Annotated in this window: 26 protein-coding genes; 11 read left to right on the top strand and 15 right to left on the bottom strand. The window is 53.1% G+C overall.

Annotated elements, in window-relative coordinates; genetic code table 11:
* On the bottom strand, positions 1-862 hold an 862-nt coding region (locus HFM78_RS00840), incomplete at its 3' end, for a M48 family metallopeptidase (RefSeq protein WP_287127518.1).
* Between the two features lie 121 nt (positions 863-983).
* On the opposite strand from HFM78_RS00840, the gene HFM78_RS00835 reads away from it, so the two are divergent.
* A complete protein-coding gene (locus HFM78_RS00835; protein ID WP_287127517.1) occupies positions 984-1,364 on the top strand; it encodes a hypothetical protein in 381 nt (126 codons plus the stop codon).
* A gap of 3 nt (positions 1,365-1,367) precedes the next feature.
* Positions 1,368-1,694, top strand: a complete 327-nt coding sequence (locus HFM78_RS00830) for a hypothetical protein (protein WP_287127516.1) — start codon at positions 1,368-1,370, stop codon at positions 1,692-1,694.
* 129 nt (positions 1,695-1,823) lie between these two features.
* Here HFM78_RS00830 and HFM78_RS00825 read toward each other — a convergent pair whose 3' ends face one another.
* Complete coding sequence (locus HFM78_RS00825) at positions 1,824-2,897, bottom strand: iron-containing alcohol dehydrogenase (protein WP_287127515.1); 1,074 nt, start codon at positions 2,895-2,897, stop codon at positions 1,824-1,826.
* A 126-nt stretch (positions 2,898-3,023) separates the two neighbouring features.
* Between HFM78_RS00825 and HFM78_RS00820 the strand changes: the two genes are divergently transcribed.
* Complete coding sequence (locus HFM78_RS00820; RefSeq protein WP_287127514.1) at positions 3,024-4,091, top strand: CHASE3 domain-containing protein; 1,068 nt, start codon at positions 3,024-3,026, stop codon at positions 4,089-4,091.
* A complete protein-coding gene (locus tag HFM78_RS00815; RefSeq protein WP_287127513.1) occupies positions 4,042-4,830 on the top strand; it encodes an ATP-binding protein in 789 nt (262 codons plus the stop codon). Before HFM78_RS00820 ends, HFM78_RS00815 begins: the two co-directional genes overlap by 50 nt.
* Here HFM78_RS00815 and HFM78_RS00810 read toward each other — a convergent pair.
* Together HFM78_RS00810 and HFM78_RS00805 are read right to left on the bottom strand one after the other, a co-directional pair.
* Positions 4,827-5,465 carry a response regulator transcription factor gene (locus tag HFM78_RS00810; protein ID WP_287127512.1) on the bottom strand — a complete coding sequence of 213 codons (639 nt, stop codon included), beginning with the start codon at positions 5,463-5,465 and terminating at the stop codon, positions 4,827-4,829. The two genes, HFM78_RS00815 and HFM78_RS00810, sit on opposite strands and share 4 nt — an antisense overlap.
* A 135-nt stretch (positions 5,466-5,600) precedes the next feature.
* Complete coding sequence (locus HFM78_RS00805; protein WP_287127511.1) at positions 5,601-7,397, bottom strand: AarF/ABC1/UbiB kinase family protein; 1,797 nt, start codon at positions 7,395-7,397, stop codon at positions 5,601-5,603.
* A gap of 197 nt (positions 7,398-7,594) precedes the next feature.
* Here HFM78_RS00805 and HFM78_RS00800 point away from each other — a divergent pair, with 197 nt between their 5' ends.
* From HFM78_RS00800 to HFM78_RS00790, 3 genes are all read left to right on the top strand, one after another.
* On the top strand, positions 7,595-8,269 hold the full coding sequence (locus HFM78_RS00800; RefSeq protein ID WP_287127510.1) for a hypothetical protein: 675 nt from the start codon (positions 7,595-7,597) through the stop codon (positions 8,267-8,269).
* 134 nt (positions 8,270-8,403) lie between these two features.
* Positions 8,404-8,889, top strand: a complete 486-nt coding sequence (locus HFM78_RS00795) for a Tic20 family protein (protein ID WP_287127509.1) — start codon at positions 8,404-8,406, stop codon at positions 8,887-8,889.
* 334 nt (positions 8,890-9,223) lie between these two features.
* Positions 9,224-10,288, top strand: coding sequence for a histidinol-phosphate transaminase (locus HFM78_RS00790; RefSeq protein ID WP_287127508.1), 1,065 nt, complete (start codon positions 9,224-9,226; stop codon positions 10,286-10,288).
* A gap of 91 nt (positions 10,289-10,379) precedes the next feature.
* On the opposite strand, the gene HFM78_RS00785 is transcribed toward HFM78_RS00790, so the two are convergent.
* The 9 genes from HFM78_RS00785 to HFM78_RS00745 all read right to left on the bottom strand — a co-directional run bounded on the left by HFM78_RS00785 (position 10,380) and on the right by HFM78_RS00745 (position 18,521).
* Positions 10,380-10,889 carry a DUF4276 family protein gene (locus HFM78_RS00785; protein ID WP_287127507.1) on the bottom strand — a complete coding sequence of 170 codons (510 nt, stop codon included), beginning with the start codon at positions 10,887-10,889 and terminating at the stop codon, positions 10,380-10,382.
* On the bottom strand, positions 10,886-11,230 hold the full coding sequence (locus HFM78_RS00780; protein WP_396034818.1) for an AAA family ATPase: 345 nt from the start codon (positions 11,228-11,230) through the stop codon (positions 10,886-10,888). The genes HFM78_RS00785 and HFM78_RS00780 overlap by 4 nt, the downstream gene beginning before the upstream one ends.
* 23 nt (positions 11,231-11,253) lie before the next feature.
* Positions 11,254-12,051 carry an AAA family ATPase gene (locus HFM78_RS00775; protein WP_287127506.1) on the bottom strand — a complete coding sequence of 266 codons (798 nt, stop codon included), beginning with the start codon at positions 12,049-12,051 and terminating at the stop codon, positions 11,254-11,256.
* A 114-nt stretch (positions 12,052-12,165) separates the two neighbouring features.
* A complete protein-coding gene (locus tag HFM78_RS00770) occupies positions 12,166-12,372 on the bottom strand; it encodes a phycobilisome linker polypeptide (protein ID WP_287127505.1) in 207 nt (68 codons plus the stop codon).
* Between the two features lie 24 nt (positions 12,373-12,396).
* Positions 12,397-12,579, bottom strand: coding sequence for a phycobilisome linker polypeptide (locus HFM78_RS00765; protein WP_287127504.1), 183 nt, complete (start codon positions 12,577-12,579; stop codon positions 12,397-12,399).
* Between the two features lie 68 nt (positions 12,580-12,647).
* Positions 12,648-13,136 (bottom strand): allophycocyanin subunit beta, encoded by a 489-nt coding sequence (gene apcB, locus HFM78_RS00760; RefSeq protein ID WP_287127503.1) that lies wholly within the window; start codon positions 13,134-13,136, stop codon positions 12,648-12,650.
* Between the two features lie 30 nt (positions 13,137-13,166).
* A complete protein-coding gene (locus tag HFM78_RS00755; protein ID WP_287127502.1) occupies positions 13,167-13,652 on the bottom strand; it encodes an allophycocyanin in 486 nt (161 codons plus the stop codon).
* Positions 13,653-13,818: 166 nt separating this feature from the next.
* Complete coding sequence (locus HFM78_RS00750) at positions 13,819-15,117, bottom strand: phycobilisome rod-core linker polypeptide (RefSeq protein ID WP_287127501.1); 1,299 nt, start codon at positions 15,115-15,117, stop codon at positions 13,819-13,821.
* 8 nt (positions 15,118-15,125) lie between these two features.
* The gene (locus tag HFM78_RS00745) at positions 15,126-18,521 is read right to left on the bottom strand and encodes a phycobilisome rod-core linker polypeptide (RefSeq protein ID WP_287127500.1); all 3,396 of its coding nucleotides are present in this window, start codon (positions 18,519-18,521) and stop codon (positions 15,126-15,128) included.
* Positions 18,522-18,713: 192 nt separating this feature from the next.
* On the opposite strand from HFM78_RS00745, the gene HFM78_RS00740 reads away from it, so the two are divergent.
* Together HFM78_RS00740 and HFM78_RS00735 are read left to right on the top strand one after the other, a co-directional pair.
* Positions 18,714-19,136: a helix-turn-helix domain-containing protein gene (locus tag HFM78_RS00740; protein WP_287127499.1), complete on the top strand. Its 423-nt coding sequence runs from the start codon at positions 18,714-18,716 to the stop codon at positions 19,134-19,136.
* Between the two features lie 3 nt (positions 19,137-19,139).
* Positions 19,140-20,288: an NAD(P)/FAD-dependent oxidoreductase gene (locus tag HFM78_RS00735; protein ID WP_287127498.1), complete on the top strand. Its 1,149-nt coding sequence runs from the start codon at positions 19,140-19,142 to the stop codon at positions 20,286-20,288.
* Here the strand turns inward: HFM78_RS00735 and HFM78_RS00730 are convergent.
* Together HFM78_RS00730 and folB are read right to left on the bottom strand one after the other, a co-directional pair.
* Positions 20,266-20,601, bottom strand: a complete 336-nt coding sequence (locus HFM78_RS00730; protein ID WP_287127497.1) for a DUF1815 family protein — start codon at positions 20,599-20,601, stop codon at positions 20,266-20,268. The two genes, HFM78_RS00735 and HFM78_RS00730, sit on opposite strands and share 23 nt — an antisense overlap.
* A gap of 191 nt (positions 20,602-20,792) precedes the next feature.
* Positions 20,793-21,161: a dihydroneopterin aldolase gene (gene folB / locus HFM78_RS00725; RefSeq protein WP_287127496.1), complete on the bottom strand. Its 369-nt coding sequence runs from the start codon at positions 21,159-21,161 to the stop codon at positions 20,793-20,795.
* 60 nt (positions 21,162-21,221) lie between these two features.
* Between folB and HFM78_RS00720 the strand changes: the two genes are divergently transcribed.
* Positions 21,222-22,157: a cytochrome P450 gene (locus HFM78_RS00720; RefSeq protein WP_287127495.1), complete on the top strand. Its 936-nt coding sequence runs from the start codon at positions 21,222-21,224 to the stop codon at positions 22,155-22,157.
* Positions 22,158-22,215: 58 nt separating this feature from the next.
* Positions 22,216-22,470 (top strand): Sec-independent protein translocase protein TatB, encoded by a 255-nt coding sequence (gene tatB, locus HFM78_RS00715; protein WP_287127494.1) that lies wholly within the window; start codon positions 22,216-22,218, stop codon positions 22,468-22,470.
* The last annotated feature ends 886 nt before the right edge of the window (positions 22,471-23,356 follow it).

Below are 23,356 nucleotides of genomic sequence, written 5' to 3'. Positions count from 1 at the left end.
TGCGAAATTCCACATCCACGGGCGGTTCCTGGCCCCGGCGCACGTAGTCCCCGGCAATAATCCGGTCGTAGGCCCCCGAGCGGACCCAGTTCAAAAGCCGCGCTACCCGGAGAACTGAGTAGGGATGGGTGGTCCCCAGTTCCCCGACGAAACGCAGGGCGCGGTCGGTGTAATCGTTCCAGGTGGCGTAGTCCTCGGCCTGTTGGATAAAGGCCCCCAGATTCATCTCACTGGCTAAGGAACCCCCGGCGAGTTTCATCATCGTCGAGCAAATCACCTCGGGGTCCCGGACCATCAAGGCCGCGCAACGGTCACAACTCAACTCCGAAGCCCGAAACCACTCCAGGAGAGCCAACTGCAAGGCCTGGAGCGGGATCGCGCCGACATTAAACTGAGATAGGCTCAAGTTCAACAGAATCATCAGAGCCGTGCGGTACATGACGTGTTCCGATAGAACGTGCCCTAACTCGTGGGCCAAAACCGATTGCATCTCCTGTCCGTCCAGCAGTTCAACCAGCCCAGATTGGATCACGATGATTGGTGCATCCGCGCCCAGGGTAAAGGCATTGGCTCCCGGAGTCTGCAAAATATAGAGGTCCGGGCATTTGGGGACATCCAGGACATCAATGACATCTAGATAACTCGCCCAGAGCCGGGGCAACTGTTGAGGACCAACCTTGACTGCATTCGCCAAATAATATTGTTTCAAGGACCGCTCATAGCCAAAGGCGATAAATTGTTTAATCGTGGCATCGAGAAAAGGAATTTGTTTGAGGGCCGCCGTCGCCGCCCGGTCCGCTGGGTGCTCGAAGGTCTTGGCACTGAGGTTGGTATAGCGAAACCGCATCGGGGTACTGGTCATCGGAGTTCTCGGCTGGGTATTCCGATGGTAACGGATGCAGCACCACACATCAGCAGGGCAAAATCTAACAAGTTATAGGCTGAGACTGACTACACTATTACTAATTTTGTGGAAACATTCGATGCAGAAAATTAGAGATGGGCGCGTGAGTTCAACCGTAGGGATCTGGATCTGCGCGACGATCATGCTAGCAGTGGCCTTAGCTCCCCTACTAGCGACGGTTGAAAGCGGCGACATAGTTCCGCTACTAGCAGAGACGGGGTTCGCCATCTTACTGTTACCCTTCTCGGTGGTATTCGGCGCGTCCTTAGCCACGATTGCGGTCTGGTTTTTTGGTAAGCCGGCGGTTCAAATGCTCACCTCAGATGAATTAAAAGTCCTGACCGACCGCCTTGCTAATTTGGAAACTATTGTTAGTTTTGAGGATAATGATCTCAAGGGCAAAGTCCAGCGTTTACGTTCCCTGGGGCATTCAGGCAGCCAAAATGTTAGTAGGAGTTAAGCCATGAATCGTCAAAAGCCCGATGAACCCCAGGAAATCCGTTACACCATGACGACCAAGATCTGGGGCTATGCCACCGGGATGCTGGGGATCTCCATTCCCCTTGCGGCTATCACCGAGAGTCCTTTGATTCCCCTAGCAGTGGTTGTGGGAACGGCGATCAGTACGGCTGCGGTCTGGGGAGCTTTTGGTAAAACCACCCCGCCGATCTCTGCACCACAACTTAAACAGTTAGAAGAACGCCTCGCCAACCTAGAAACCATCGTTAGCTATGAAGAAGACAACACTCTCAAAGCCAAAATCCAAAAGTTGAAGTCAACGATGGATTAAGGCCCCTCCGCCCCATACCCTGCCGGGCATAGGCTAGTGGGGGACTAAGGCAGAAGGCGGAAGAAAATACAGAAGAGCATTCTTAGTTCTTGCTCCCCTACTCCACGTGCTGGGGGTAGGGGGCCAGCTTTACAAGCGCAACCCCACTTCATCGCGGAGCATCGCTTGCAGAAGTTGCTGAGGCGTGACCGTGAAGGGTAAGAGATGGACATCGGAACCGGGTTGACAGGCCGCTTGCGCTACTTGGGTCAGCATGGCGCGGTCTAGGGGGCCTAGGTGCAGGTCCCGCAAGCTGAGGGGCAGACCGATTTGACGATAAAAAGTAACTAACTGCTGACGAGCAATCTCCGCTAACCGATTGCCCGCCATCTCTTCGAGGTGGAGTTGGATCAAGATCCCGTAGGCGACTTTTTCGCCGTGGAGACTCCGACGGGTCGTGCTGAGCGTCGTCAAAGCATTGTGGACTGCATGGGCCGCCACGGTCCGGCAACGGTCGCCCCCCAAACCACCAACTAACCCCGCGAGACAAATATTGGCATCCACCACCTGTGTCCAAGCCGTGCCCCCCGGTTGGGCAAGGGCCTGTTGTCCTTTCAAAAGGAGGAGGTCGCGCAGGGTCCGCGCCTGCTGGACCGCGCCCATCACCAGCGCGTCTTCCTGCTGACCACTACTCACCGAAGCCTCATACCACTTCGCCAAACCATCGCCAATCCCGGCAACTAGCGTCCGGGGCGGGGCACTCAGCACCAAGTTGTAGTCAAGCAATAAGAGTTCGGGAGCCTTAGGCAGGGGTAGGCCATAGAGCCAAGTCCCGGCGGCGGAATAGACATTACTCAAAGGTGCCCAAGCCGCACAGGTCGCCGCTGTGGTGGGGAGCGTGGCGACAGGTAGATGAAGGGTGTGGGCGACCCATTTCGCCATATCGAGAGCCTTACCGCCGCCGAGTCCGATGACCCCCTGAATTGATTGCGCTTGGGCCACGAGTTGACGGTGCGAAACTTCAGTACAGTCCAGTCCATAGTTACCCCAAACCAGGGTAAAGCTAGGTAAGGCGTAGGTCAGGGCTTGAGCAAAACGTGCCTGAGTTTGGTCCCCACTAATAACAAAAATTCGTGTACCCCAAGGCTGGAGATATTCGCCCAGGGTATTGAGCACATCCCAACCCCGAACCAGCCGTTGGGGGGCAATGGTGGTCAGTTCCATGCATAGCCTCGTGTAACCTTCTATATCCTAATACCCCAGGGTGTCCAGCTTGAGGAAGTCCCCGATTCAGAGGGAGAGCGAGTACATTTTTTAATAGCGTCTCAATTTACCGAATCGGGCCAAGCCATGTTTTTACCGATCAATAATGCGGATTTCCAAAAAGTTCTGACCCGTACCATCATCCTCCCGGTCGTCCTGATGTTGTTGTTGACTGGGGTGCTGCTCTGGCAGTTGAGCTACCTCTTCACCGTCACCCAGCGCGTCGAACAGACGGACCAAGTGATCGTGAGGATGTACCTACTCCTGAAACGAAGCATAGATATGGAAACGGGGGTCCGGGGCTATCTACTGACGGGTGAACTGGACTTCTTGGAACCCTACGAGTTCGGTAGAAAGAAAATTCCTCCCGTTGTAGATGAATTGCAGCTACTACTTCAAGAAAACTCTACCCAGCGAGAACGCCTAGGCATAGTGAGACAAGACTTAGACCAAGTGCAAGCTTATAATCGCCGACTCATTGACCTCAGACAGCAGGGGGGGAATTATCAGGACATTACACTCCAATTGGTAGGGAAGGTCCAGATGGATCAGCTACGCGAGAATATTGGCACCATGATTATTGAAGAAGAAGCTCTCCGCGATAGCCGCAGTCAGACTGCCCAGCAATTTGTCCCGGCGGTGGTTTTTTTGAGTATTGCCATTGCCCTAGCTTTAGCAGGAGTCTTGGCTTATTTCACGCGTAAACAATTGATTGAGCTAGCCCAACGCTATGAGACAGCGATCGCTGCCACCTTTCGTCAGACCGAACAACTCAAAGCGAGTGAGGCCCGTTTTCGCTCCCTCACCGACGCGCTCCCCCAGATTGTTTGGACGGCTCAACCCGATGGGAATTTGGACTACTATAACCAGCGTTGGTTTGAGTATACCGGGCTGACCCTAGCCGAGACTCAGGGTTCGGGTTGGCAACCCGTCTTACATCCCGACGATCTTCAGAACTGTGTTGACCGCTGGACCCACTCCGTCCAGACCGGGACAGATTACGAAGTGGAGTACCGCTTCAAACGGGCTGGTGATGGGACTTACCGCTGGCATCTCGGACGGGCGTTACCCATACACGATAGTCGGGGCCAGATTATCAAATGGATTGGGACCTGTACCGACACTGACGACCAGAAGAACTGCCCAGATCCTTGAAGAACGTGCCAGAGAACTATCCCGTCTCACCCAGACCCTCACCCTGACCAGCGGCAGTCTCATCAAACGCAACCAAGAACTCGACCAGTTTGCCTATGTCATTTCCCACGACCTCAAAGCTCCCCTTAGAGCCATTGCCAACCTCTCCCAGTGGATTGAAGAGGACCTAGTAGACAAACTAGATGAGACGACGCAGCACCAAATGAACCTAATGCGGGGCCGAGTCCACCGGATGGAAGACCTAATCAATGGGCTCCTCCAATACTCGCGGGTGGGCCGCGCTGGGATGCCCCCGCAGATGGTAGAGGTAGCCCAACTCCTGGCTGAGGTGATTGACACCCTAGCTCCGGCACCGGGTTTCACGGTCATGGTTGGGCCGGGAATGCCTGTCTTCCTTGCTGAACAACTACCCCTAGAGCAGGTCTTCGCTAACTTGATCGGCAATGCCCTCAAGTATCACCACCGTAAGGAGGGCCGGGTGGATATCTCGGTTGCAGAACAGGACGATTTTTATAAATTCTCAGTCAAGGACGATGGACCGGGGATCAGTCCGGCTTTCCACGAAAAGATCTTTGTCATTTTCCAGACGCTCCAGGCCCGTGACAAAGTGGAGAGTACAGGGATCGGCCTTGCCCTCGTGAAAAAGATTGTGGAAGGGCAAGGGGGCCGGATCTGGGTGGAATCGGTTTTGAACCAAGGAGCAACGTTTAACTTCACTTGGCCTAAAGCCCACAGCTAACTATCGAAATAATGATTTTCCAGGGTCCAACGGGTAAGCTCAGTCCGGTTAGTGAAACTTGTTTTTTGGAGAATGCTGCTGACATGACTCTCGACAGTGCGTTGGCTGACCTTCATTTCCTTCGCAATGAGTTTGTTAGCAAGCCCCCGAACGACTAAGGAGAGGACCCGTTGTTCGGTAGGGGTCAGGTCATCAAAGCTACAGCTAGCAGCAGGACCTAGGGTGTTAGTCAGCGGCAGACGGCTAGAGGTGGTTTGAGTCCGCCGGATCAAAGAATCAATAAGGGCAATCAATTCATCCGGCTCGAAGGGTTTGACAAGGTAGGCATCGGCCCCTTCTTGGAGTCCCTTGATGCGGTCAATCAGTTCACCCCTAGCCGATAGAAAGATTACTGGGGTCCACACTCTTTGGAGGGGTTGTTCCCGGAGTTGTTGGACCAGTTCATAGCCGTTCATGTGTGGCATCATAATGTCACAAACGATCAGGTCTGGGTTTTGTCGTTGGGCCATCTCAAGTCCCTGCCGACCATCATTGGCGCGACTCACTTGAAAACCGCGCTTCTCTAAGAAGTCTCCCATCAACATGACGAAGTGTGGGTCATCATCTACCAATAACAGGTGCTTAACTCGCTCCATCCCATCCCCCCGGCCTAATCACGTAAGTTACCGACCCCAGCTAGTATCCCACTTTGAACAAGGTTTTACCACGATATTGTACCCTTCTGTCCTCGGGGCTTCTCTAGAAAAGCAATTCATCTAGCAAAAATCAGGTTAATTACGTACATCGCCCGCCAAGACCCGGCGCAACAACCGGACAGCCTGCTGTTCAAACCAGCGGTTAGCTAACTGCTGGGTCAATTGCCGTCCCTCGGGCCGGGCTAACACCCGCGTCGCAATAGGTAGGGCACGTTGTAGGGTCGTGGTCAAGGATGGGGTGCTCCCAGACTGGTTGAGCAGGGAACTCAACCGTTCATAGCCCGTAATCCCCTTGTCGTCGGGGGTGAAAAGTTCCTCAAGCATCCGTTCGCGGATGGTCTCGCCCCGCTCGGAGAACAGAAACTCTAATACTTGGTCCAGGGTGCGTTCCCAAGTATATTCGCGGGCACCCTTGGCGTTTTTGAGCAAGTTCTCTAGGCGGTTCCAGCGGAAACGGTTGTCCTGAAACAACAATTCCTGCAAGGAACGGCGCAGTTCGGGGGATTCGTCGGTTAAGAAGCGGTTCGCCACGTAGGGATAAGCCACTTCCAGAACTTTAAAGTCCCGGTTTACATTGATGGCAATTCCTTCTAGTGTCACCAGAGAACGGATGATCAGGGCGTAGTAGGCGGGTACCCGGAAGGGTAGGTCATACATCACGCCTGAGAGCTTATCGGTGATGCTTTTGAAGTTGAGGTCCGCTACACTCGCGCCGAGAGCACTCCCAAAAACCAGTTGTAGAGCGGGCGTGATCAGGCTCAAGTCCGTATCGGGTTCCAAAAAACCCAGTTTCACGTAATCCCGTGATAGCGCGTCAAAATCCCGGTTGACCAGATGAACCACCGCTTCAAGCAGCCCGTAGCGTTGCTCAGGCGTGACCTCACTCATCATCCCAAAGTCGAGGTAGGCTAACCGACCGTCGCGCATCGCCATCAAGTTGCCGGGGTGGGGGTCAGCGTGGAAAAAACCGTACTCCATCAACTGTCTCAGTGAAGACTGGACGCCGACCCCGATGATCTGGTTTGCGTCCAACCCCGCTTCTCGGACCGCTTCAACCTTGGTGAGCTTGATCCCATCAATCCACTCCATCGTCAGGACGCGCCGCTGGGTGAAATCCCAGTAGATCCGGGGCACGTGGATTTCCGGGAGGGCTTTGAGAAGTTGGGCAAACCGTTCAGCGTTGCGGCCCTCCTGGATATAGTCCATCTCCTCAAAAAGTTTGGTGCCGAACTCGTCCAGAATAGCGACGACATCACTTTTAAAGATCTTGGGGAAGTTTCCTTTAGCCCAAGCTAAGCTCCGCCGTAGCAAAAAGAGGTCTAGAGTGACAACTGGTAATAGTTCCGGGCGTTGGACTTTGATCGCGACTTCTTCACCCGTCTTGAGCGTACCCCGGTAGACCTGTCCCAAAGAGGCTGAGGCAATGGGCTGGGCACTGATCGTCTGGTAGACCTCAGCAGGCGTCTGGCCCAACTCCTCAGTAATTAAGGCAAAGGCTTCTTCATTGGGAAAAGGCGGGACATTGTCCTGCAACTGGGTCAACTGCTCCAGATAGGCTGGCGGCACGAGATCAGGCCGCGTGGAGAGGGCCTGCCCGATCTTGATGTAAAAAGGACCCAGCCCATTCATAATTTGTAATAACTGACGGGCGCGTTGAGGCTGGTTCTGGCTGAGCTGACCCGTCATTCGGTCTAACCCTAGTTGAAGTATGAAAAATAGAATCGGTCCGAGAACTTGGAATACCCGGCGTACTTGGTCGCCCCAACGGTCCCGGTAATACTCCTCAATCGCGTCCGGCTTGTAGTAGCGTTGCGCCCCGGCGGTGGTCGTCTCTTCCAGTCGTAACAGGCGGCTTTCAGTGAGCGTTTCCATGGGGCCAATTGTAACAGTTTGTTGCGACACCAGCATCCCCAGTCCTTGGCTTCTAATCTGGCGGTTCACCCTAAGGTCCGGCCTCTTTCTAGAGATAAGTTGTCAGTTTCTCCCTTTTCTAGAAAACTCCAGGGCTAGGGTCTAGTCAAGGGTTTCTACTACCCCTAGAGTAGGAGTAGCTCACTGAGGGAAGTTAGATGCCCCTACTCGGCTTACTTCTGTTGGCGGCTCCGGTCGCGCCAGCTACCCTACCCACGGTGCAGGTCCCCTTTGACCGTAACGGCTTACCCCGAAGCACATTATTTCGGGTGGAAGATACTTTCGAGGGCTACCACTATTTGGGTGTTAAAGATGTAGACTCTAGCCCCAATCCCCTAGGTTGTGCCCAGGATTTCGTTACTTACTGGCTTTTTTACCCCAAGGGCACAAGGCAGACCCAGAGTGGAGCTTTGGGCGGGAGTGGGACCCCTTACGCTACGGTTACCGTCCTCTTAGATGGTTCTAACTTCTGCGCGAGTTTCCCGCCTGTAGAGGAGTTAGCCCTGCGGATTGGCAATCAGGTCTGGCGTTTACGGGGAGCTTTGCTGGCAGACAACGGGGTGCGGGTCCCCGCTGGACCGGAGATGGGACTGCCGATCAACGGTATCAATATCCCTTACCAACTGGTGTTAGGCGGATTACAGACCAAGACCAAGAATCAATTTATTCTGCCCCCGGACTTCATCGCTGCGTTACTCAAGTCCCCCGTACAAAACATCCCGGCCCGTGCGTACCATCCTGAAGACGGGGTCAGTCAGTTCCAGATTGGGGCACAAACTGTCATGGCCTGGAAAGATTTATTTCGCACTTACCCGCGCAATAAACGGGGTTGACGCACCTAGTCAGGAGCCTAGGATCAACCTATGGGGGTCATGGTCCTCGCTTGCCAGATGGGTTTTCAGTGGGTCCAAACCCCAGAGCTAGGATCTGAGCTAAGCTAGGAAAAGAAAATGTGGAGACCAACCCCATGTGGCGTGGTGCAAATGGTCCAACGGATCGAGTATTCGCGAGTTTAGTCTACTTGCTACCTCTGGCTACGGCTTTGGGTTACGGCGAGAGTTTGATTGAGCAGTTTGCGTTTTTACAACCGCTGGCCCTAGTGATTGCTCCCTTCACGGTATTCACCGACAATCCCTTCGGCAGTATCCTCGTCTTTATTCTTTTAATTGCTTTTGTCATCAACAATCCCAAGGTTAGTCATTTCATCCGCTATAACGTGATGCAAGCCTTCTTGTTGATGGTGATTGTCTGGTTACTAAACCTGCTGTTCTTTCGCTTCTTTGGACAAATCCTTGGGAGCTTCGATGCCTTCAGGATGTTCATTCAGGTGATTAGTAACACGATTTTCCTGGGGATTTTTGGAGCTTGCGGGTTCAGCATTTTCCAGAGTGCCGTGGGACGTTACGCTGAGATCCCCGCGCTCTCCGATGTCGTCTACACCCAAGTTCGCTAACCCCTCAAAACACAGTGGCCCCAGCGCATGTAGGCTGAGGCACACCCAAATTCACTTAACAGGTTACGGTGAAGACCAACGGCTTGTCGGTTGCTCCCTAACCACCAGGATTGGGCGTATCAACCGTTACGAGATTCAAGGGCCACACTGTGCGTCGGCAATTCAAATGCTGGCCTAAGGTACACAACAACCAGAACATTTGAGGGAGCGACTGGGTTTCTTCTGGGTTGCTCACGACTCTTTTATAATAATCAGAATTCCAGGCTCGGGATTGCATTTTAATATATCGTAAGCCTCTGGAATGTTATAAGTAGATTTCTCATTGGTCCTAGCTATGGCTCTCCTGCGCCCCGATTTAGCAAAACTCCACTCCTATATTGCTCCCGTCGTTGGCGATGAGGATAAACTTGATGCCAATGAAGTCGGTTATCCACTGCCCGCTTGGTTTCAGGATAAGTTGGGATTTGCGGCGGGACAAGTCCAAGGCCATCGCTATCCCTCGGGGGATTTTCAAGTCCTACGCGGCTTGCTAGCGGATTATAGCGGGGTAACTGCCGACGGGATCACGGTGGGCAACGGTTCTGATGAACTGATTCGTTCCCTGATCATGGTGAGTTGTCTGGGGCAGGGACGGGGGGTGCTCAGTGCAGAGCCGACCTTTTCGATGTATCGGATTGTGGCTGAAACCCTGGGTGTCCCTTACTTCATGACGCCGCGCAACCCGGAGTCTTTTAGCTTAGATTTGGCGGCTCTAACGCGGGTATTGGCCCAAGAGAATGTCGGCATACTTTTTTTAGCCGCACCTAATAGCCCCACGGGTACGCCCTTGACCGCAGCGGAGTTGGATTTTTTGCGGGGTCTGCCCGAAGATTTACTCGTAGTCTTGGATGAAGCCTATTACGAGTTCAGTGGCTCGACGGTGGTTGCCGAGTTGGCCCAGCGTCCGAACTGGGTGGTATTGCGGACCCTATCGAAAGCTTTTCGGCTAGCGGCTTACCGAGTGGGTTACGTCATTGCCCAACCTTATCTAGTCACTGCCCTCGAAAAAGTCCGGCTCCCCTATAACCTCACTGCGCTCTCCCTGGCAGCGGCGGAATTAGCCCTCACTCACCACCAGGAACTCCTAACCGTTGTACCCCTGGTCCTCGCCGAACGTGAACAGTTAATTAGTGGTCTGGAGCAATTAGACATCCATCACTGGCCCACCGTCACCAACTTTATCTTTTGCCAAGTCCCTGAGGCTCCACGCATCCACCGGGAACTAGCCCAACGGGGTAGTCTCGTCCGGCTAACCCACGGGGGTCTGCGTGTCACAGTTGGTACTCCTCCCGAGAACCAGCGTCTCTTAGGCAACTTACAGTCAATCTTGGGGACCTCTACCATCCAGAGCTCCCCCTAAATCCTGCCTAAAAAGAAGAATTGAAACTGAATAATTGTCATTGTCAATGGGGTCCTTCTAATCTATTGACACCTACCGATGGTGTGGCTATTTATAGCTCTTCAACAACTGATTTAGGAAACTTGCTATGATTTTGATCCTCAACCGGAAGTCTCCAGGTGCGGGGTAGGGAAGATACACCGAGGTAATTTTTCAATACTGCTTCTGCCGCAAGAATTAAAACTTCAAAATCATGCTTGAAGCAAAACACCTTGAAGCGATCTGAATAGTGCGGATCATCAGAAACTCCCTTTTTCTCTAAATCTTGGACAAATCTATGACGAATTCCAGCATAGAGAGCTTCCTTCGTCTCGTGTGGAAAACCCTTATTCTTGGGATATAGGTCGGGCATCGCAATAACAATAGCAGTGGAGTCATTGAGAATTATGTTTGCTGCTTTTTGGGGAACTTTAAGTAAAACGGATTTTTTTGCATCTCCAGTACCTAGAATAAGAAATTCAATAGCAATACCCTCCTCCTGTTTTTTTAGAATTAAAGGAGCCAGAAGGACTTCGAGAGCAGCTTTGTCGGAGGGACCTTCTATATAAACTAAGACTTTCAAGGCCGCCGCTCCAATTCATCGCTCCGGTGCATTTTTTCAATTTCCTCTAATCCAAAATCTTTAAGATTAGCTAATAAAATTTTTGAATCTGCTGGTTTTAAAAACTTTGCCTCTCCATTTTCTTTCCGCATTACGGCAAGTCTTGAAAATTCAAACTGCATAAGGAAATAAGATGCGTGGGTTGCGAGTAGAATTTGCGTCCGGTCGCAGGCTTTTTCAAATAATCCAGCGAGCAAAGGTAAGGTCCGGGGATGAACTCCTTGATCCGGTTCGTCAATACAAATGAGAGACGGAGGATTCGGCTGTAAGCAAAGAACAATCCAGCATATTAAACGGAGAATTCCATCCGATAGATCCGCGAGACTCAGCTCAGTTTCAACCCCGGCTTCTCGCCAACTTCCCCAGGACCGCCACGGGCCTTTACCGACATCCCTTTAAAGCCAGCAATGACAGACCTCAAATGTTGTTGTAGCTCATCAAAAATAGATTGATGTTCTGTCATTAAATAAAATAAAAGGGAACTTAAATTACCTGCATCTTCATGTAATATAGGCTCTTGTTCTGTAAGGATTGACTTTCTGATCTTACTGTTATTAATGTTAAAAGAACTATAAAATCTCCAACTGCGAATATGTTCACGTAAGTCGTAAAGAGTTACTAAAGCTGGGTTTGTAACTGTGCCTAGGGCTAACTGATTTGGGCGTTTGAGAACAATTTCTTGTCTTTTAAGACTGAGCGATTCAGGATCATAAATCACCCCTGAACTATTTTTAATATCCATGAATACAAAGGAATTCTTATGTTTTTTCCCTAAAGGTTTTGTGGATTGAATACGTTCATAAGTAATGCGCGTTTTTCCAATCGGACCAAGCAATTGTCCTTGATAGGTAATTGAAATTGGACGACCCATATCAATCTCTATATCCCATTGGAATCTTTCTGGTCCTGGAGCATGAAAAATCTGTTGACCTACAGCCCCCGAAATTATTTCAGGCGGGATGTCATCGTGAAGGCTATCGCGTAGAAACTTGAGGAATTCAAAAAGGCTGGACTTCCCAGCCCCATTTGCCCCAATTAAAACTTCTAATGACCCAAGAGACGCTTGGAAATCGCCAAAGGGCCTGTATCCCTGAATTTTAATTCTTTTAAGCCTTGGGTTCATAACCTGATTCTAGCAACTCTCTAATACTACGCTTGGTCAAATATTAAGAAATTTATGCCTATTAAAATAACCCCTGCCCTTAAGAACAGAGGTCTGGTCTGACGAGATAAGGACCTACATCACGCCGGTGTTGGCACCCACTTTACCCGCTACCATTTTGACGCTGAGGATTTTACCGCCCTGTTTCTGGATGCGTTGTTGCTCCATGAACCAGCGGTCATATTCCACCAGCTTAGTGAAATAAGTATTCTGAAGTTCCCGTCCGTTGCGGACCTTTTTGTAACTGGGGATCAGTGCGGTGATCTTGAACAAGCGTGTCATGTCGGTACTCCCTACTGCGTGTGGTTAACTGCCCATTGCCTCAATCTTCAAAATCGTTCCGCCCTGGCGATGGATACGCTGGTACTCGGGGTTGAACTGGTCGTAGCTAATGCGCTTAGTGAAGTAAACATTCTGGATCTCGCGGCTCTCATCCACACCCTTGGTGCGCCGGGGAATACAAGCCGTGATGAAAATAGTCCGGGCCATCACTTACCTCCTAGGGGTCCTACTTGGGGAAGGGTGCGGGGGTAGGACTGACCCACCCCCGACACGGTTTAGCTCAAGCCAGAGGAGAGGTAATCAAAGTAGACGCCCATTTCTTTGGCAGCGGCGGAACCGACCAAAGAACTGGTTACTTCTTTCATCGCCTGGATGCTCTGCACAATCGAGGAGATGGGCACGCCCAAGGAGTTATAGGTCTCTTTGAGGCCGTTGAGGACCCGCTCATCCAAGATGGAGGGGTCGCCCGCCAACATCGCGTAGGTAGCATAGCGCAGGAAATAGTCCATATCGCGGATGCAGGCCGCATAGCGACGGGTGGTGTAGGCGTTCCCACCGGGACGAACTAGGTCGGGCTGAGAAGAGAACAGCTTGGCAGCGGCTTCTTTGATGATCGTGGCGGCGTTGGCAGAGATGGTCCCGGCGGCGCGGACGCGCACTTCGCCCGTGGCGTAGTAGGCTTTGAGCTTCTCGAAGGCGGAAGCATCAAAGTACTTGCCCTGCACGTCATAGGTATTGATAACAGCGGTGATTGCGTCTTGCATGGTGAAATTCTCGCAAATGGGTTTACAGGACTAGGACAGAGCACCGACCAAGTAGTCGAAGTAGTAACCTACTTCAGCAGCGTCATCACCAGACATCATGCCGGTAACGACGTTCTTCATGGCTTTGACCCCTTCGACCATGCCGGGTAGGGGCACTTCGAGGGAACGGTACATTTCTTTGACACCGATGACACCAATCTCTTCGATGGGGGTCACATCGCCAGCAACCACCCCAAAGGTGACCAAGCGCAGGTAGTAGTCGAGGTCGCGTAGGCAAGTGGCGGTCTTCTCGGAACCGTAGGCATTCCCACCGGGCGAAACCAGGTCAGGACGCTTTTGGAACAATTGGTCGCCCGCTTGCTTGATGATGCGCTCACGGCCTTCGGTCAAACCCTGGGCTACCCGCAAACGACGTTCGCCGCTGCTGACAAAACCACGAATCCGGTCTAGTTCGCCGGGGCTCAAGTAACGAGCTTCCGCATCAGCACTGACAATCGCTTTGGTAACAACACTCATTTTAAATCCTCCCAAGTTGATGCAAGAACAAGAACAGATCCCTGGGTTTATGAGATAAGCCTGACACAGAATCAACCCCCAGGAGTTGATCTTGGACCCTAGATTTAGTCCATCAGACTCACCTCCTTACCCTTATAGCCGAGCGCGTTCAAAATAATCATCTCCTTCACAAAGTGCTATAAGCAGGAACCGTGGACTTGAGCAAAGCAACTCGAACCTGCGTACGGGAGCGCAAGTAGGTCAAGGTCGGCGCGTCTACCGTCCCGGCGTAACGCTCAGACTGGAGGCGGTAATAGGGAACGGTATCATCCCCAAAATTGATGGTATATTCCTCACTATTGAGGAGCGCGTCCACCGCCGCCCGGCGACCCTTTTGACCAAGAATGTTGGTATGTTCCCGTAACTCTCGGGCCGAGGAGGGCTGACGACCCAAAAAGTGCTTGTAGTTGAACTCAGCAACCTTGCAATTATCCCAACGCGCCAAGTACAACTTTAGGTACAACTCCGAGAAACCCAAGGCGCGGACTAACTCTTTGACTGTCCATTCACCGTTACGAAACCGCGATTCAGCTTCACTGAGCCGTTGGATTTCCGTGGGTTCCTTTTCGAGGACCTGTCGGTAGGCGGCCCGGATTACTTGGTCCACACTCGCCCCTTTACCCACCGCAAAAATCTGTTCTTGGACGCGGAGCAGCGGTTTTTGCTCGTTCCCAGTCCAGGAACCCGGCCCGAAACTGGGGAAGTTGACCTTGTTATTTTGAAAGGTCTGCTGGGAATTGATCTGCAAACTGCCCAGGTAGGCCCTGGTATCCAAACCGCGCTGGGGGTCAGACTTGTAGCGCGGGAAAGGCACTAGGTCATCACCAAAGACTTCCGTGTACTCATTAGAGGTCATCAAAGCATCCACAATCCCCTTGAGGCCCTTTTTCGAGAGGAGACCGTGGTACTTGATAATTTCCTCTTGGTTACTGGGAGCACGGCCCAGCAGGTGTTTGAACAGCTTCTCGACCACCTTGATGTTGGGGTACTTGACGAAAAACTGCTGCACCCATAGGTCCGAACTCGCCAGGATGCGGATGAATTCGCGGACAGTGATTTCACCGTTGGTCAGGCGTGATTCCTCTTCATTGAGACGGCTCCCCTCGGGTAAGGCCCGCTCTAGCACCTGACGGTAAATTGCACCCAGGAGAGCTTCTTTTTGCGCCTTGGTCTGGAGCAGAGTCCAGCGGTAGCGGCGTTCCGGCTGGGATTGGCCCCCAGCGCGACGGCCCAAGAGCCCGCCCGGTACGGTCCCAATGTTGGCCCCGCGCAGGGCAGGGGTGGACATCAGCCGCGCTTTTTCTAAGGCGTACTGGGTCTGAGAAGCCGCCGACCACGTCTGGAGATCCTTGTTGTAGCTGTCGAGGTTGGGACGGCCCTGGATGGGCCGACGGGCGTTGGTGTTGCGTAAAATAATCGGCTGCATCGGACCTCCTAGGACGTGTAGCTGAAGCCAGCGTAAGAGGGGGAGTAGCTGGACGCGGACTGGCGGATAAACTCGTCATTGGTGGCGACACTGGCGAGGTAGGTCCCGATGGGTAGGGTCGGGAACCGCTTGTAGGGCACCACATCCTCCCCGAAGACCGCCGCGTACTCGGCACTGTTGAGCATAGTCTCAATCGCCGCCTTCAGCCCCAGACTCGCCATGACCCGGTTGTAGAGTTGGATCTCTGCTTGGGTGCTGGGAGCACGGCCCAACAGGTGCTTGAACAGGAACTCCGTCACCTTGGTGTTGGGGTAGGGCTCGTAGAACTGCTTACGGTAGGTCTCGGACTGGGCCAACTCGCGGATGAACTCACGGACGTTAAGTTCCCCGTTTTTCAGGCGCGATTCGGGGATAGAGAGCCGTTGATTCTCCGGCAGGTCCCGCTCAAAGACCTGACGATAGGCCGCCCGGATTGCCGATTGGGTCTCGCCGGGGCTAGCCCCGTTGGTGACTTGGTAGATGGGCAAGAGGTTGCGACGGGTCCCCACGGTGTAGGGGTCGCCCTCGGTCCCGCGTAGGGCCGTGCCGTACTGGATAAAGAGGGGTTTGTCTAGCTCGACTTTACGGGCGGCGGCTTGGACCTGGGCCATGCCCTCGCGCATCAAGGGAGTGTCGCCCATGTCCATCCCCTGGGGCAAGCGGACCGTCGTGAAGCTGGGGACGACGATTTCAGCCGACTGCCGGGTGAGTTGGGTGTAGAGGCGTTCGGTGTTGGGGAAGTTGGCGGCGGGTAGGGTCGGGTAACGGTTGTAGGGGACCGTGTCCTCCCCAAAGGCCGTGGCGTACTCCTCGGAGTTGAGGATGGCATCAATGAGCGGTTTGAAGCCTTCTTTTGCAATGACGTTGTTGTACTTGCGCAGCTCCACTTGGTCCTTAGTCGCCCGTCCCATTAGATGCTTGAGGGTCAACTCAATATTTTTGGTGGGGGGATAGGGGGTGAAGAACTGTTTGCGGTACAAGTCGGAGGTGGCGATCCCCCGGATGAACTCTTTAACTGAAATCTCGCCGTTACGCAGCTTGGATTCTAGGGCGGTGAAGCTGGCACTCACCCGGTAGTTGTCCATGTCCCGCTCGAAGACCTGACGATAACAGGCCCGGATTAGCTGCTCTACTTCCATCAGGGAGCGCAGATCCGATTGCTTGAAGATGACCCGTTGGTCCCGCTTCTTAGCGACCCCTTGGTTAATGGCAGCCATGACCTGGGGTAGGGCACGACTGGGAGCCGTACCTTTGGTAACGAAATCGGGCGTAGTGGTAGGCAAGGGGATGGTCGTCTCGAAGGTCCCAGTACGGACCTTACGCAGGGACAGACCGGCTGGCGTAATGTAGCGTTCGTAGGGCACCACATCGTCCCCAAAGGCATCGTCGTACTCCGTCGTCTCGAAAATAGCGTTGACCACGCCGAGGAAGCCCTTTTTGTAGGCTAGGTCGTAGTAACGGTTGGTCTCGTCGCGCCCGTAGGTAGGACGGCCCAAGAGACGGCGGTGGATGTACTCAATGGACTTACAGACGTAGAGATTCTGCCAGTAGAGCTTACGGAAGACCTCTGAGGAGGCCAGGTCCCGGATGAATTCCTTGACGGAGATTTCACCGTTCTCTAGCTTGATCTCAGCGCGGTTCAGCCGTTGGCCTTCGTAGAGTTGCCGTCCAAAGACCTGTTGATAGGCCGCCCGGATCACGGCCTGGGTGTTCACTTCCACCCCGCCTAAGACCCCGGCGTTGCTAATCAGCCCACTGCGGCCCGGTACCCGCCGGTTATTCTGGGTCAGCTTGAAGATCTGGGGCGAGAGGGTCGTCGGGTCTGCGGTGGCCCCGGTGAGACTACCGCGCTCATTGGTGATGGGGTTACCCGTGCGAATCAAGATCCGTTGGACATCCTTGCCAATTGGGGCGGGACGATCCGAGGGGTTCTTAGTCGCCGATTTGAAGATAGCCCCGAACTGGATCTCCAGCGGGTCATTGCCCGCACCGTAGGGATGTTGGTTGGGCAAAGGCTTGGTGTAATCGGCAAATAACGTGATGAATTGGGGTATTTTGCGCTGAGGGGCCGCGTAGTTGTAAAGGTCGTAGGCCGCACCCCAGTTCCAAGAGGGCTGGGCTTCTTGACCTAGATCGCGCAGGTAGGGAACCGTGTCCTCCCCAAAAATCCGCCCGTACTCATCACTCTCCACTAAGCTATCCACCAGACCCGCTAAACCCTTACTCGCCACGATGGAGTAGTACTTCTGCACTTCCGCCCGTGACTCCGGCGCACGGCCCAGGAAGTGTTTGAAGGCCAGTTCCAGGGCGCGAGAGTTGATGAAAGGCTCAAAAAATTGTTTGCGGTAAAGCTCAGACTTGCCCAACTGCCCGATGTACTCTTTGACCGAGATCTCGCCGCTCTTGACCTTGGAATCCAGGTAAGAAACGCTCTGTCCGTAGGGCAACAAGTCGCGCTCGAATACCTGACGGTAAGCGGCCCGCACGACCCGCTCTTTTTCAGAGCCGGACATCGCGTTGGACATCTTGAAGGCGGCGCGTTTCTGACCGGCTAGCGCGTAGATTGCCGGGAGGACCAGACCAGCGCGGTCGGGGCTACTGGGGCGGACCACATCCGAGAGCGTGTCGGACTTATCGGCGTTGAGCGAACGGGTAATCACATCGAAGTAGGAACCTACTAGGTCTTTATCTTCAGCAGACTTGAGGTAGCCCAGGGAGGCGCGACGCATCTCTTGGACGGCGACCACTGTGGCATCAATGGAGCAGGCTTTCTCTAGCAGCTCCCGTAGACCCAAGCAGTTGAGGCGCAAAATGTTACTGTCCCCGGCAACTAGGGCGTAGTTGACGTAGCGTAAAAACCAATCCATGTCCCGTAGGGATTTTTGCATCCGCTCGGGACCATAAACAGCAATCGAGATGGGCTGGAAGTTCCCGGTCTGGACTTCTTCCTGAACCGCCCCCAACCCAAAGAAACCCTTCAACCGCTCTAGAAATCCGCCCTTGTCCTCAATGATGACCTCGTTACCGATGGGCTGGTCAGTGCCCCCGGTGGTCCGCACTAGGGTTGCAGTCTTATCGCGCTCAATGCGTTGGCGGCTCATCTGCTGGGGCGAGTAGGCCATCGCTGACCCACCAGAGAAAATACGGCCTGCGGCCCGCGAGACAATCGTCTCACTGTTGGCACTGAGGAGTTGGACGATGGCAAGGCGACGCTGGGCATCGCTGAAGTAACCGACCATTGAATTAATCTCGCCCGGATTGAAGTATCGCTCCTCGGCGTTCGCCCCCTCAATGGTCTCCACCATAACGGTGTTAAAAAACCGGGGACGTGCGATGTTACTGCCGCTGGTTCCTTTGATTGCCATCCATCTCTCCTAACCGCTGACTGTGTACCCAAGCGTGGGGCATACACGATACCAACAAACCATAGGGACTCATCAAGATCAACTAAACCCCAAGATAAGTTTTGTATACATTGAATCCCCTCTAGGAGCCTAGCCTGTAGTGTTGTCAGTGCCCTGTCAGTATGACAACAGGGGACGCAAAGGAAGGAATCTGTGAAGCCCTATTTAACCCTGCTTGACGTATCCCGGATCACCGGACGTAGTGTCCGTACCGTCCGCCGTTGGATTGCCGAGAATCGTCTGAAAACCTCTCCCCGTGAGCAGCACGAGCCTGCCAACACGCCAACGCTGATTGACCCTCAGGAACTAGAACGCTTTTTGGCCCTCACCCATCGGCTCGTCCAGGCCAATCCCTCAGCCCAAGGACTAGACCCGGCCTTGGTGGAGGAAGCCTATGCCCGTCTATCGGCTGAGTTCCTACCCATCATTCAGGAATTACGGCATGACCTTAACACGGTCCAAGCCCAACTCGAAGAGCTCCACCGCGAAAACCAGTCCCTTAAAGACCGACTCCCAGCCGTAGCAGCAAAGACGGGTGGATTCTCACCCTGGCGCAAGCTCCTCGGAGTTGAATAGACTATGCAGCTTACCGTCGTCGGTGCGGGCTATGCGGGCCTGCGCCTCATCCAACAGTTAGCCCCCCAGGGGTTTGACATCACGCTGATTGAACCCAGTCCCCACCACGTCCTGCGTACTCGTCTCGGCGCGGTTGCGAGCCTCCGCCGCCCTCTCAAAGAGAGTCTGCTCCTTTACAGCAAGCTTTTACCCAATGGGGTGCGTTGGATTCAGGAACCCGCCGTGGCCTTTGACCCGGACTTGGCCCAGGTAGATACTGACCATCATTCAGTCCAATCCGACCGGGTAATTCTGGCCTATGGCAGTACCACTGCTCACCTAGTGCCCGGTAGTGAGCGTCTGGGCTTGAGTACCTATACGCTGGCGGAGACTGAGGCTGTCCTCGCCCACTGGGCCAAGATGCAGCAGGATCTGGAGGCCCAACGGTGTGACCCAGCTCTTTTGCGCTGGGTAGTGGTGGGTGGTGGGGAGACCGGGGTAGCTCTGGCGGCAGAATTGGTCCATCTCGCCCGTCGTTGGCGTAACCGTTATGGAGGGCAAGCAGGCGCAATCCAGGTCTATCTCCTCCACCAAGGCGACCAACTGCTTCCGGGCTGGCGGTCAGTCCAGGGTGAGTGGGCAAAGGACTGGCTCTTGCGTAACCGCGTTTTTGTCCAGACCCAGACCCGTGTCAAGCGCGTCCGCCCTGGACAACTGGTCCTTGAAGGTCCCACGGGTACTCAAGACCTAACGAGTCAAACAATTTTTTGGGCGACGGGGACCACTGCTCAGCGTTTAGAAGAGGAAGCACCTCAGTTACGGGAAGGGGGGTACTTTCGAGTTAACCAGACTTTGCAACTGGTGGACTATCCCCGCATCTATGCGCTGGGGGGCTTAATTGAAGCTCACTCATCCACGCGCACGCTCCAACAAGCAGATCATGTAGCCCAAGTCCTCGTTGCTGAAAGGGACGGACGTACCCCTGCCCCTTTCGTGGCTCAACCTGACACACCCGCCCTCTCTTTGGGAGCCTTTGATGGACTGGCAATGCTGGGAGACCAGGATTTGTTCGGGACGGCGGGTTGGACCGTGGCCCAAGCGGCGGATTCCCTATATTTCAATACGGTCCAGACCTGGAATCTTCCTCGGCTCAATGTAGAACTGCGGCCTTAACTTGAGGGGAGAGGTCTTTTTTGAGCCGCTCCGCCAATTCCTGGAGTTGGGCAATGGCCTCAGCCCCCTCTAGCTTCATCAGTTCGCGGTCATTTTGAAGCTCAGTCCAGGCAATGCCACAGTCCGAGACCATAAAGCGGACCAAATGGCCTGGAGCAAGGCTGACAATAAAAGAAGCGTTCCCTTGGTCTTCGCCACAGGTATAACAAGAAGCCATGTAGCCCCGACGGGCCAACACCAAAGCCAACGCCTGGAGGTTGACCACCAAGTCATGGTTAAATTGGCGGTATTGGTCAGCCAAACGGTAAAACATCGGCAGTTCTCCTGGGACCAGCGTCTATCTTAGCCAATCTATGAGGATAAATACTTAGTCCTACCGAGACAATCAGGACGGACGCATCTAAAAGCTAAGCCGCTCATCTGCTCAGCAAGCTTGCTTATAGTACCCTTACTCAAATTGATTGGGTGCTAAGGGTATGCGGCGCGGTCCAATTTTGTATGGTTTTAAACAGAGCCAGTGGACCGTTCCCGCTCAATCACCACCGCCACTTCAAAGTTCCCTGGCACGGGCGGATGGCATTTGGTGAGGGTGACGTGGACTGACTGGACCTGAGCGTGGGCGAGGACTACCTGGGCCACCTGTTCAGCTAACCGTTCGATCAAGTTGAAGTGAGCTTGGGTGACGACAGTTTCGATTGCTTTGACCAGCGAACCGTAGTCCAGGGTATCCGCTAGTTCATCACTGCAACCCGCTAGCTTGAGGTCCAAGGTAATCGCCAGATCCACTCGAAATCGTTGACCCAGGCGTTTTTCCTCAGGATGGACCCCGGTATAGCCATAAAATTCCAAGTGTCTGAGCAGAATTTTGTCCATGGCTTGCTACTCCCAACATGGTTTCTATGTTTCAATCTAGGTAGTTTTGGGGACCCATGGATGAAACTGCCGCCCGGTTCAGCCCGACTCCCGCTCCTGGAACTGATGGATTGGATTAACCGTCCCCTGGCTTTCCTCGAAGATACTGCTGCTCGCTACGGCGACCCCTTCACCGCCCGGTTCGGGATTTGGGAGGTTGATACACTTGTCTTTTTCAGTAACCCCAAAGCAATCCAGGAACTCTACGCCACCGATAGCCGCCAGTTCAGTATTGGTCAAGCCAACACGATGTTACAACCCCTGCTCGGCGACCATTCGGTCCTGTTATTGGACGGGGAGTTGAATATGCTGATGGCGGCAGTGGACGAAACTGGGGCGGGGATGAGCGACCAGGAATTGCGCGATGAGTTAATCACCCTCTTGGTGGCGGGTCACGAAACCACTGCCACCGCCCTCACCTGGGCCTTGTACTGGGTCCACCACACCCCAGGCGTCCACGCTAAACTCCTCAGCGAACTTATAGGCACCAACCCCGCCCAATGGGGAAGCCTGCCCTACCTCACGGCGGTCTCCCAGGAGACCCTGCGTCTCTACCCCGTCGCTCTAATCGGTTTTGGGCGGGTTGTCAAGGAACCCTTTACCTTCCAGGGCTACACCTATCCCACGGATACCGCCCTCATCCCCTGCATCTACCTCACCCACCACCGCCCCGAAATCTATCCCCAGTCCAAGCAGTTCCGGCCCGAACGCTTTCTAGAACGGCAGTTCACGCCCTACGAATATATGCCCTTCGGTGGGGCAAACCGCCGCTGTCTGGGGATGGCCTTCGCCCTATACGAACTGAAACTGGTCCTCGCCGCTATTCTCTTGCGCGTAGACCTAGAGCTTTGTACCCAAGCTGACCTCCAACCCGTGCGCCGCAGCGTCACCCTCTCGCCGCCAGCCGATTTTCAGATGGTGGTCCGTACCCGGCGGCAGGTCGAAGCCCCGGTCTAACTACCCGCTGTGGGAAAATCGGGAGACCTATACTACTAAATAGGTAGAGGAAATTGTCATGGATGGTTTTTTGGGGGTCGGTCCCCTAGAATTGGTGGTGATTTTTGTGGTAGCCCTGCTGGTCTTTGGACCGGGCGGACTCCCGGAACTGGCCCGGACGGTAGGGGGGTTTACCCGTCGGGTCCGCAACGCCTCACGCGAGTTTCAACAAGCCTTTCAACAGGAGCTCAACCAAGTGGATTTGGAAGCAAGGGACTACCCCCGCAAACGCCAAGAAGTGAGCGAAGTACCTGCGGAAGAGCCGAAAGATTAAAAAATATGACTTTTTTCACCGGGGTCAGACGTGGACAGTATATTGACGGTACTTCATTCCCAAATGCAGCTTTTGATACAGTCTCCTAGGCCATGCCGGGAGACTGTTTTTTTGTCAATTAACACACTATTTGTCATCACTACCACATTATTGTTCCTCAATCACCGCCACAAACCAACATATTCAATACTAAGAAATTCAAGATTTTCAGTATCAAGCATCTAGTTGTATCTCATTTGGGTTTATCTATCTAAGACTTAAGAATATGCCCGCAGAAATTACATCGCTTCAAGCTAGTTCGGTTCAAAATGCAGTTACTTTTTTGAATAGTAGTATCTTTGAAACAATTAAAAAAGTTTTCTAGAGAAACTGAATCCACATAAGTATGACAATCTATTTGAAGGACGGAGTGGGAACTTAATAATTCCAGTTTCAGTAATTATTATTAAAAGAGTTGGAGGAATTTTTAGCAGTCACTCTGCTGGCGAGAAAAAATTCCTCATAGAAGTATAGTTGCAGTTCAGTTTAAGAAACCTGACATTACAGTTGGGTTTTTCAATTCACACTTTAAGGAATAGAAGCTAGAGATGGTGCTTTTGAGGCTGTTAAAGACGAGAATACAATTACTTTTGGCACTGAAGAAAAAGCAATAGAATTTGAAAAAGCTAAAGATCTCATTGCAGATAAAATTCTTATTCTGAATAATCCTTCACCCAAATCTAGCTTGGATTTAGAACAACTGGAAAAACTTGCATCCTTAAAAAAAAGGAATAGTTGCTAAGGAATAATTCAACGCAAAGAAGAAACAAATTCTAAGCTGACACGCATCTAACTTGCATTTATAGAATTACCTTTATTTTTAATCCTGCGACCCCAATCAATCTTG

It is taken from the genome of Candidatus Cyanaurora vandensis (assembly GCF_013285555.1).
Classification (GTDB): domain Bacteria; phylum Cyanobacteriota; class Cyanobacteriia; order Gloeobacterales; family Anthocerotibacteraceae; genus Cyanaurora; species Cyanaurora vandensis.
The sequence above is the reverse complement of the archived record's forward strand: the minus strand, read 5'-3'. Positions and strand labels throughout refer to the sequence as shown.

Bases quoted from the DNA above. Each gene is read 5' to 3' on its own strand.
- HFM78_RS00720 (WP_287127495.1), top strand. From the start codon at position 21,222: ATGAAACTGCCGCCCGGTTCAGCCCGACTCCCGCTCCTGGAACTGATG.
- HFM78_RS00735 (WP_287127498.1), top strand. From the start codon at position 19,140: ATGCAGCTTACCGTCGTCGGTGCGGGCTATGCGGGCCTGCGCCTCATC.
- HFM78_RS00830 (WP_287127516.1), top strand. From the start codon at position 1,368: ATGAATCGTCAAAAGCCCGATGAACCCCAGGAAATCCGTTACACCATG.
- HFM78_RS00800 (WP_287127510.1), top strand. From the start codon at position 7,595: ATGCCCCTACTCGGCTTACTTCTGTTGGCGGCTCCGGTCGCGCCAGCT.
- HFM78_RS00790 (WP_287127508.1), top strand. From the start codon at position 9,224: ATGGCTCTCCTGCGCCCCGATTTAGCAAAACTCCACTCCTATATTGCT.
- HFM78_RS00765 (WP_287127504.1), bottom strand. From the start codon at position 12,579: ATGGCCCGGACTATTTTCATCACGGCTTGTATTCCCCGGCGCACCAAG.
- HFM78_RS00730 (WP_287127497.1), bottom strand. From the start codon at position 20,601: ATGTTTTACCGTTTGGCTGACCAATACCGCCAATTTAACCATGACTTG.
- HFM78_RS00820 (WP_287127514.1), top strand. From the start codon at position 3,024: ATGTTTTTACCGATCAATAATGCGGATTTCCAAAAAGTTCTGACCCGT.
- HFM78_RS00755 (WP_287127502.1), bottom strand. From the start codon at position 13,652: ATGAGTGTTGTTACCAAAGCGATTGTCAGTGCTGATGCGGAAGCTCGT.
- HFM78_RS00750 (WP_287127501.1), bottom strand. From the start codon at position 15,117: ATGCAGCCGATTATTTTACGCAACACCAACGCCCGTCGGCCCATCCAG.
- tatB (WP_287127494.1), top strand. From the start codon at position 22,216: ATGGATGGTTTTTTGGGGGTCGGTCCCCTAGAATTGGTGGTGATTTTT.
- HFM78_RS00770 (WP_287127505.1), bottom strand. From the start codon at position 12,372: ATGACACGCTTGTTCAAGATCACCGCACTGATCCCCAGTTACAAAAAG.
- folB (WP_287127496.1), bottom strand. From the start codon at position 21,161: ATGGACAAAATTCTGCTCAGACACTTGGAATTTTATGGCTATACCGGG.
- HFM78_RS00805 (WP_287127511.1), bottom strand. From the start codon at position 7,397: ATGGAAACGCTCACTGAAAGCCGCCTGTTACGACTGGAAGAGACGACC.
- apcB (WP_287127503.1), bottom strand. From the start codon at position 13,136: ATGCAAGACGCAATCACCGCTGTTATCAATACCTATGACGTGCAGGGC.
- HFM78_RS00775 (WP_287127506.1), bottom strand. From the start codon at position 12,051: ATGAACCCAAGGCTTAAAAGAATTAAAATTCAGGGATACAGGCCCTTT.
- HFM78_RS00825 (WP_287127515.1), bottom strand. From the start codon at position 2,897: ATGGAACTGACCACCATTGCCCCCCAACGGCTGGTTCGGGGTTGGGAT.
- HFM78_RS00810 (WP_287127512.1), bottom strand. From the start codon at position 5,465: ATGGAGCGAGTTAAGCACCTGTTATTGGTAGATGATGACCCACACTTC.
- HFM78_RS00795 (WP_287127509.1), top strand. From the start codon at position 8,404: ATGTGGCGTGGTGCAAATGGTCCAACGGATCGAGTATTCGCGAGTTTA.
- HFM78_RS00745 (WP_287127500.1), bottom strand. From the start codon at position 18,521: ATGGCAATCAAAGGAACCAGCGGCAGTAACATCGCACGTCCCCGGTTT.
- HFM78_RS00835 (WP_287127517.1), top strand. From the start codon at position 984: ATGCAGAAAATTAGAGATGGGCGCGTGAGTTCAACCGTAGGGATCTGG.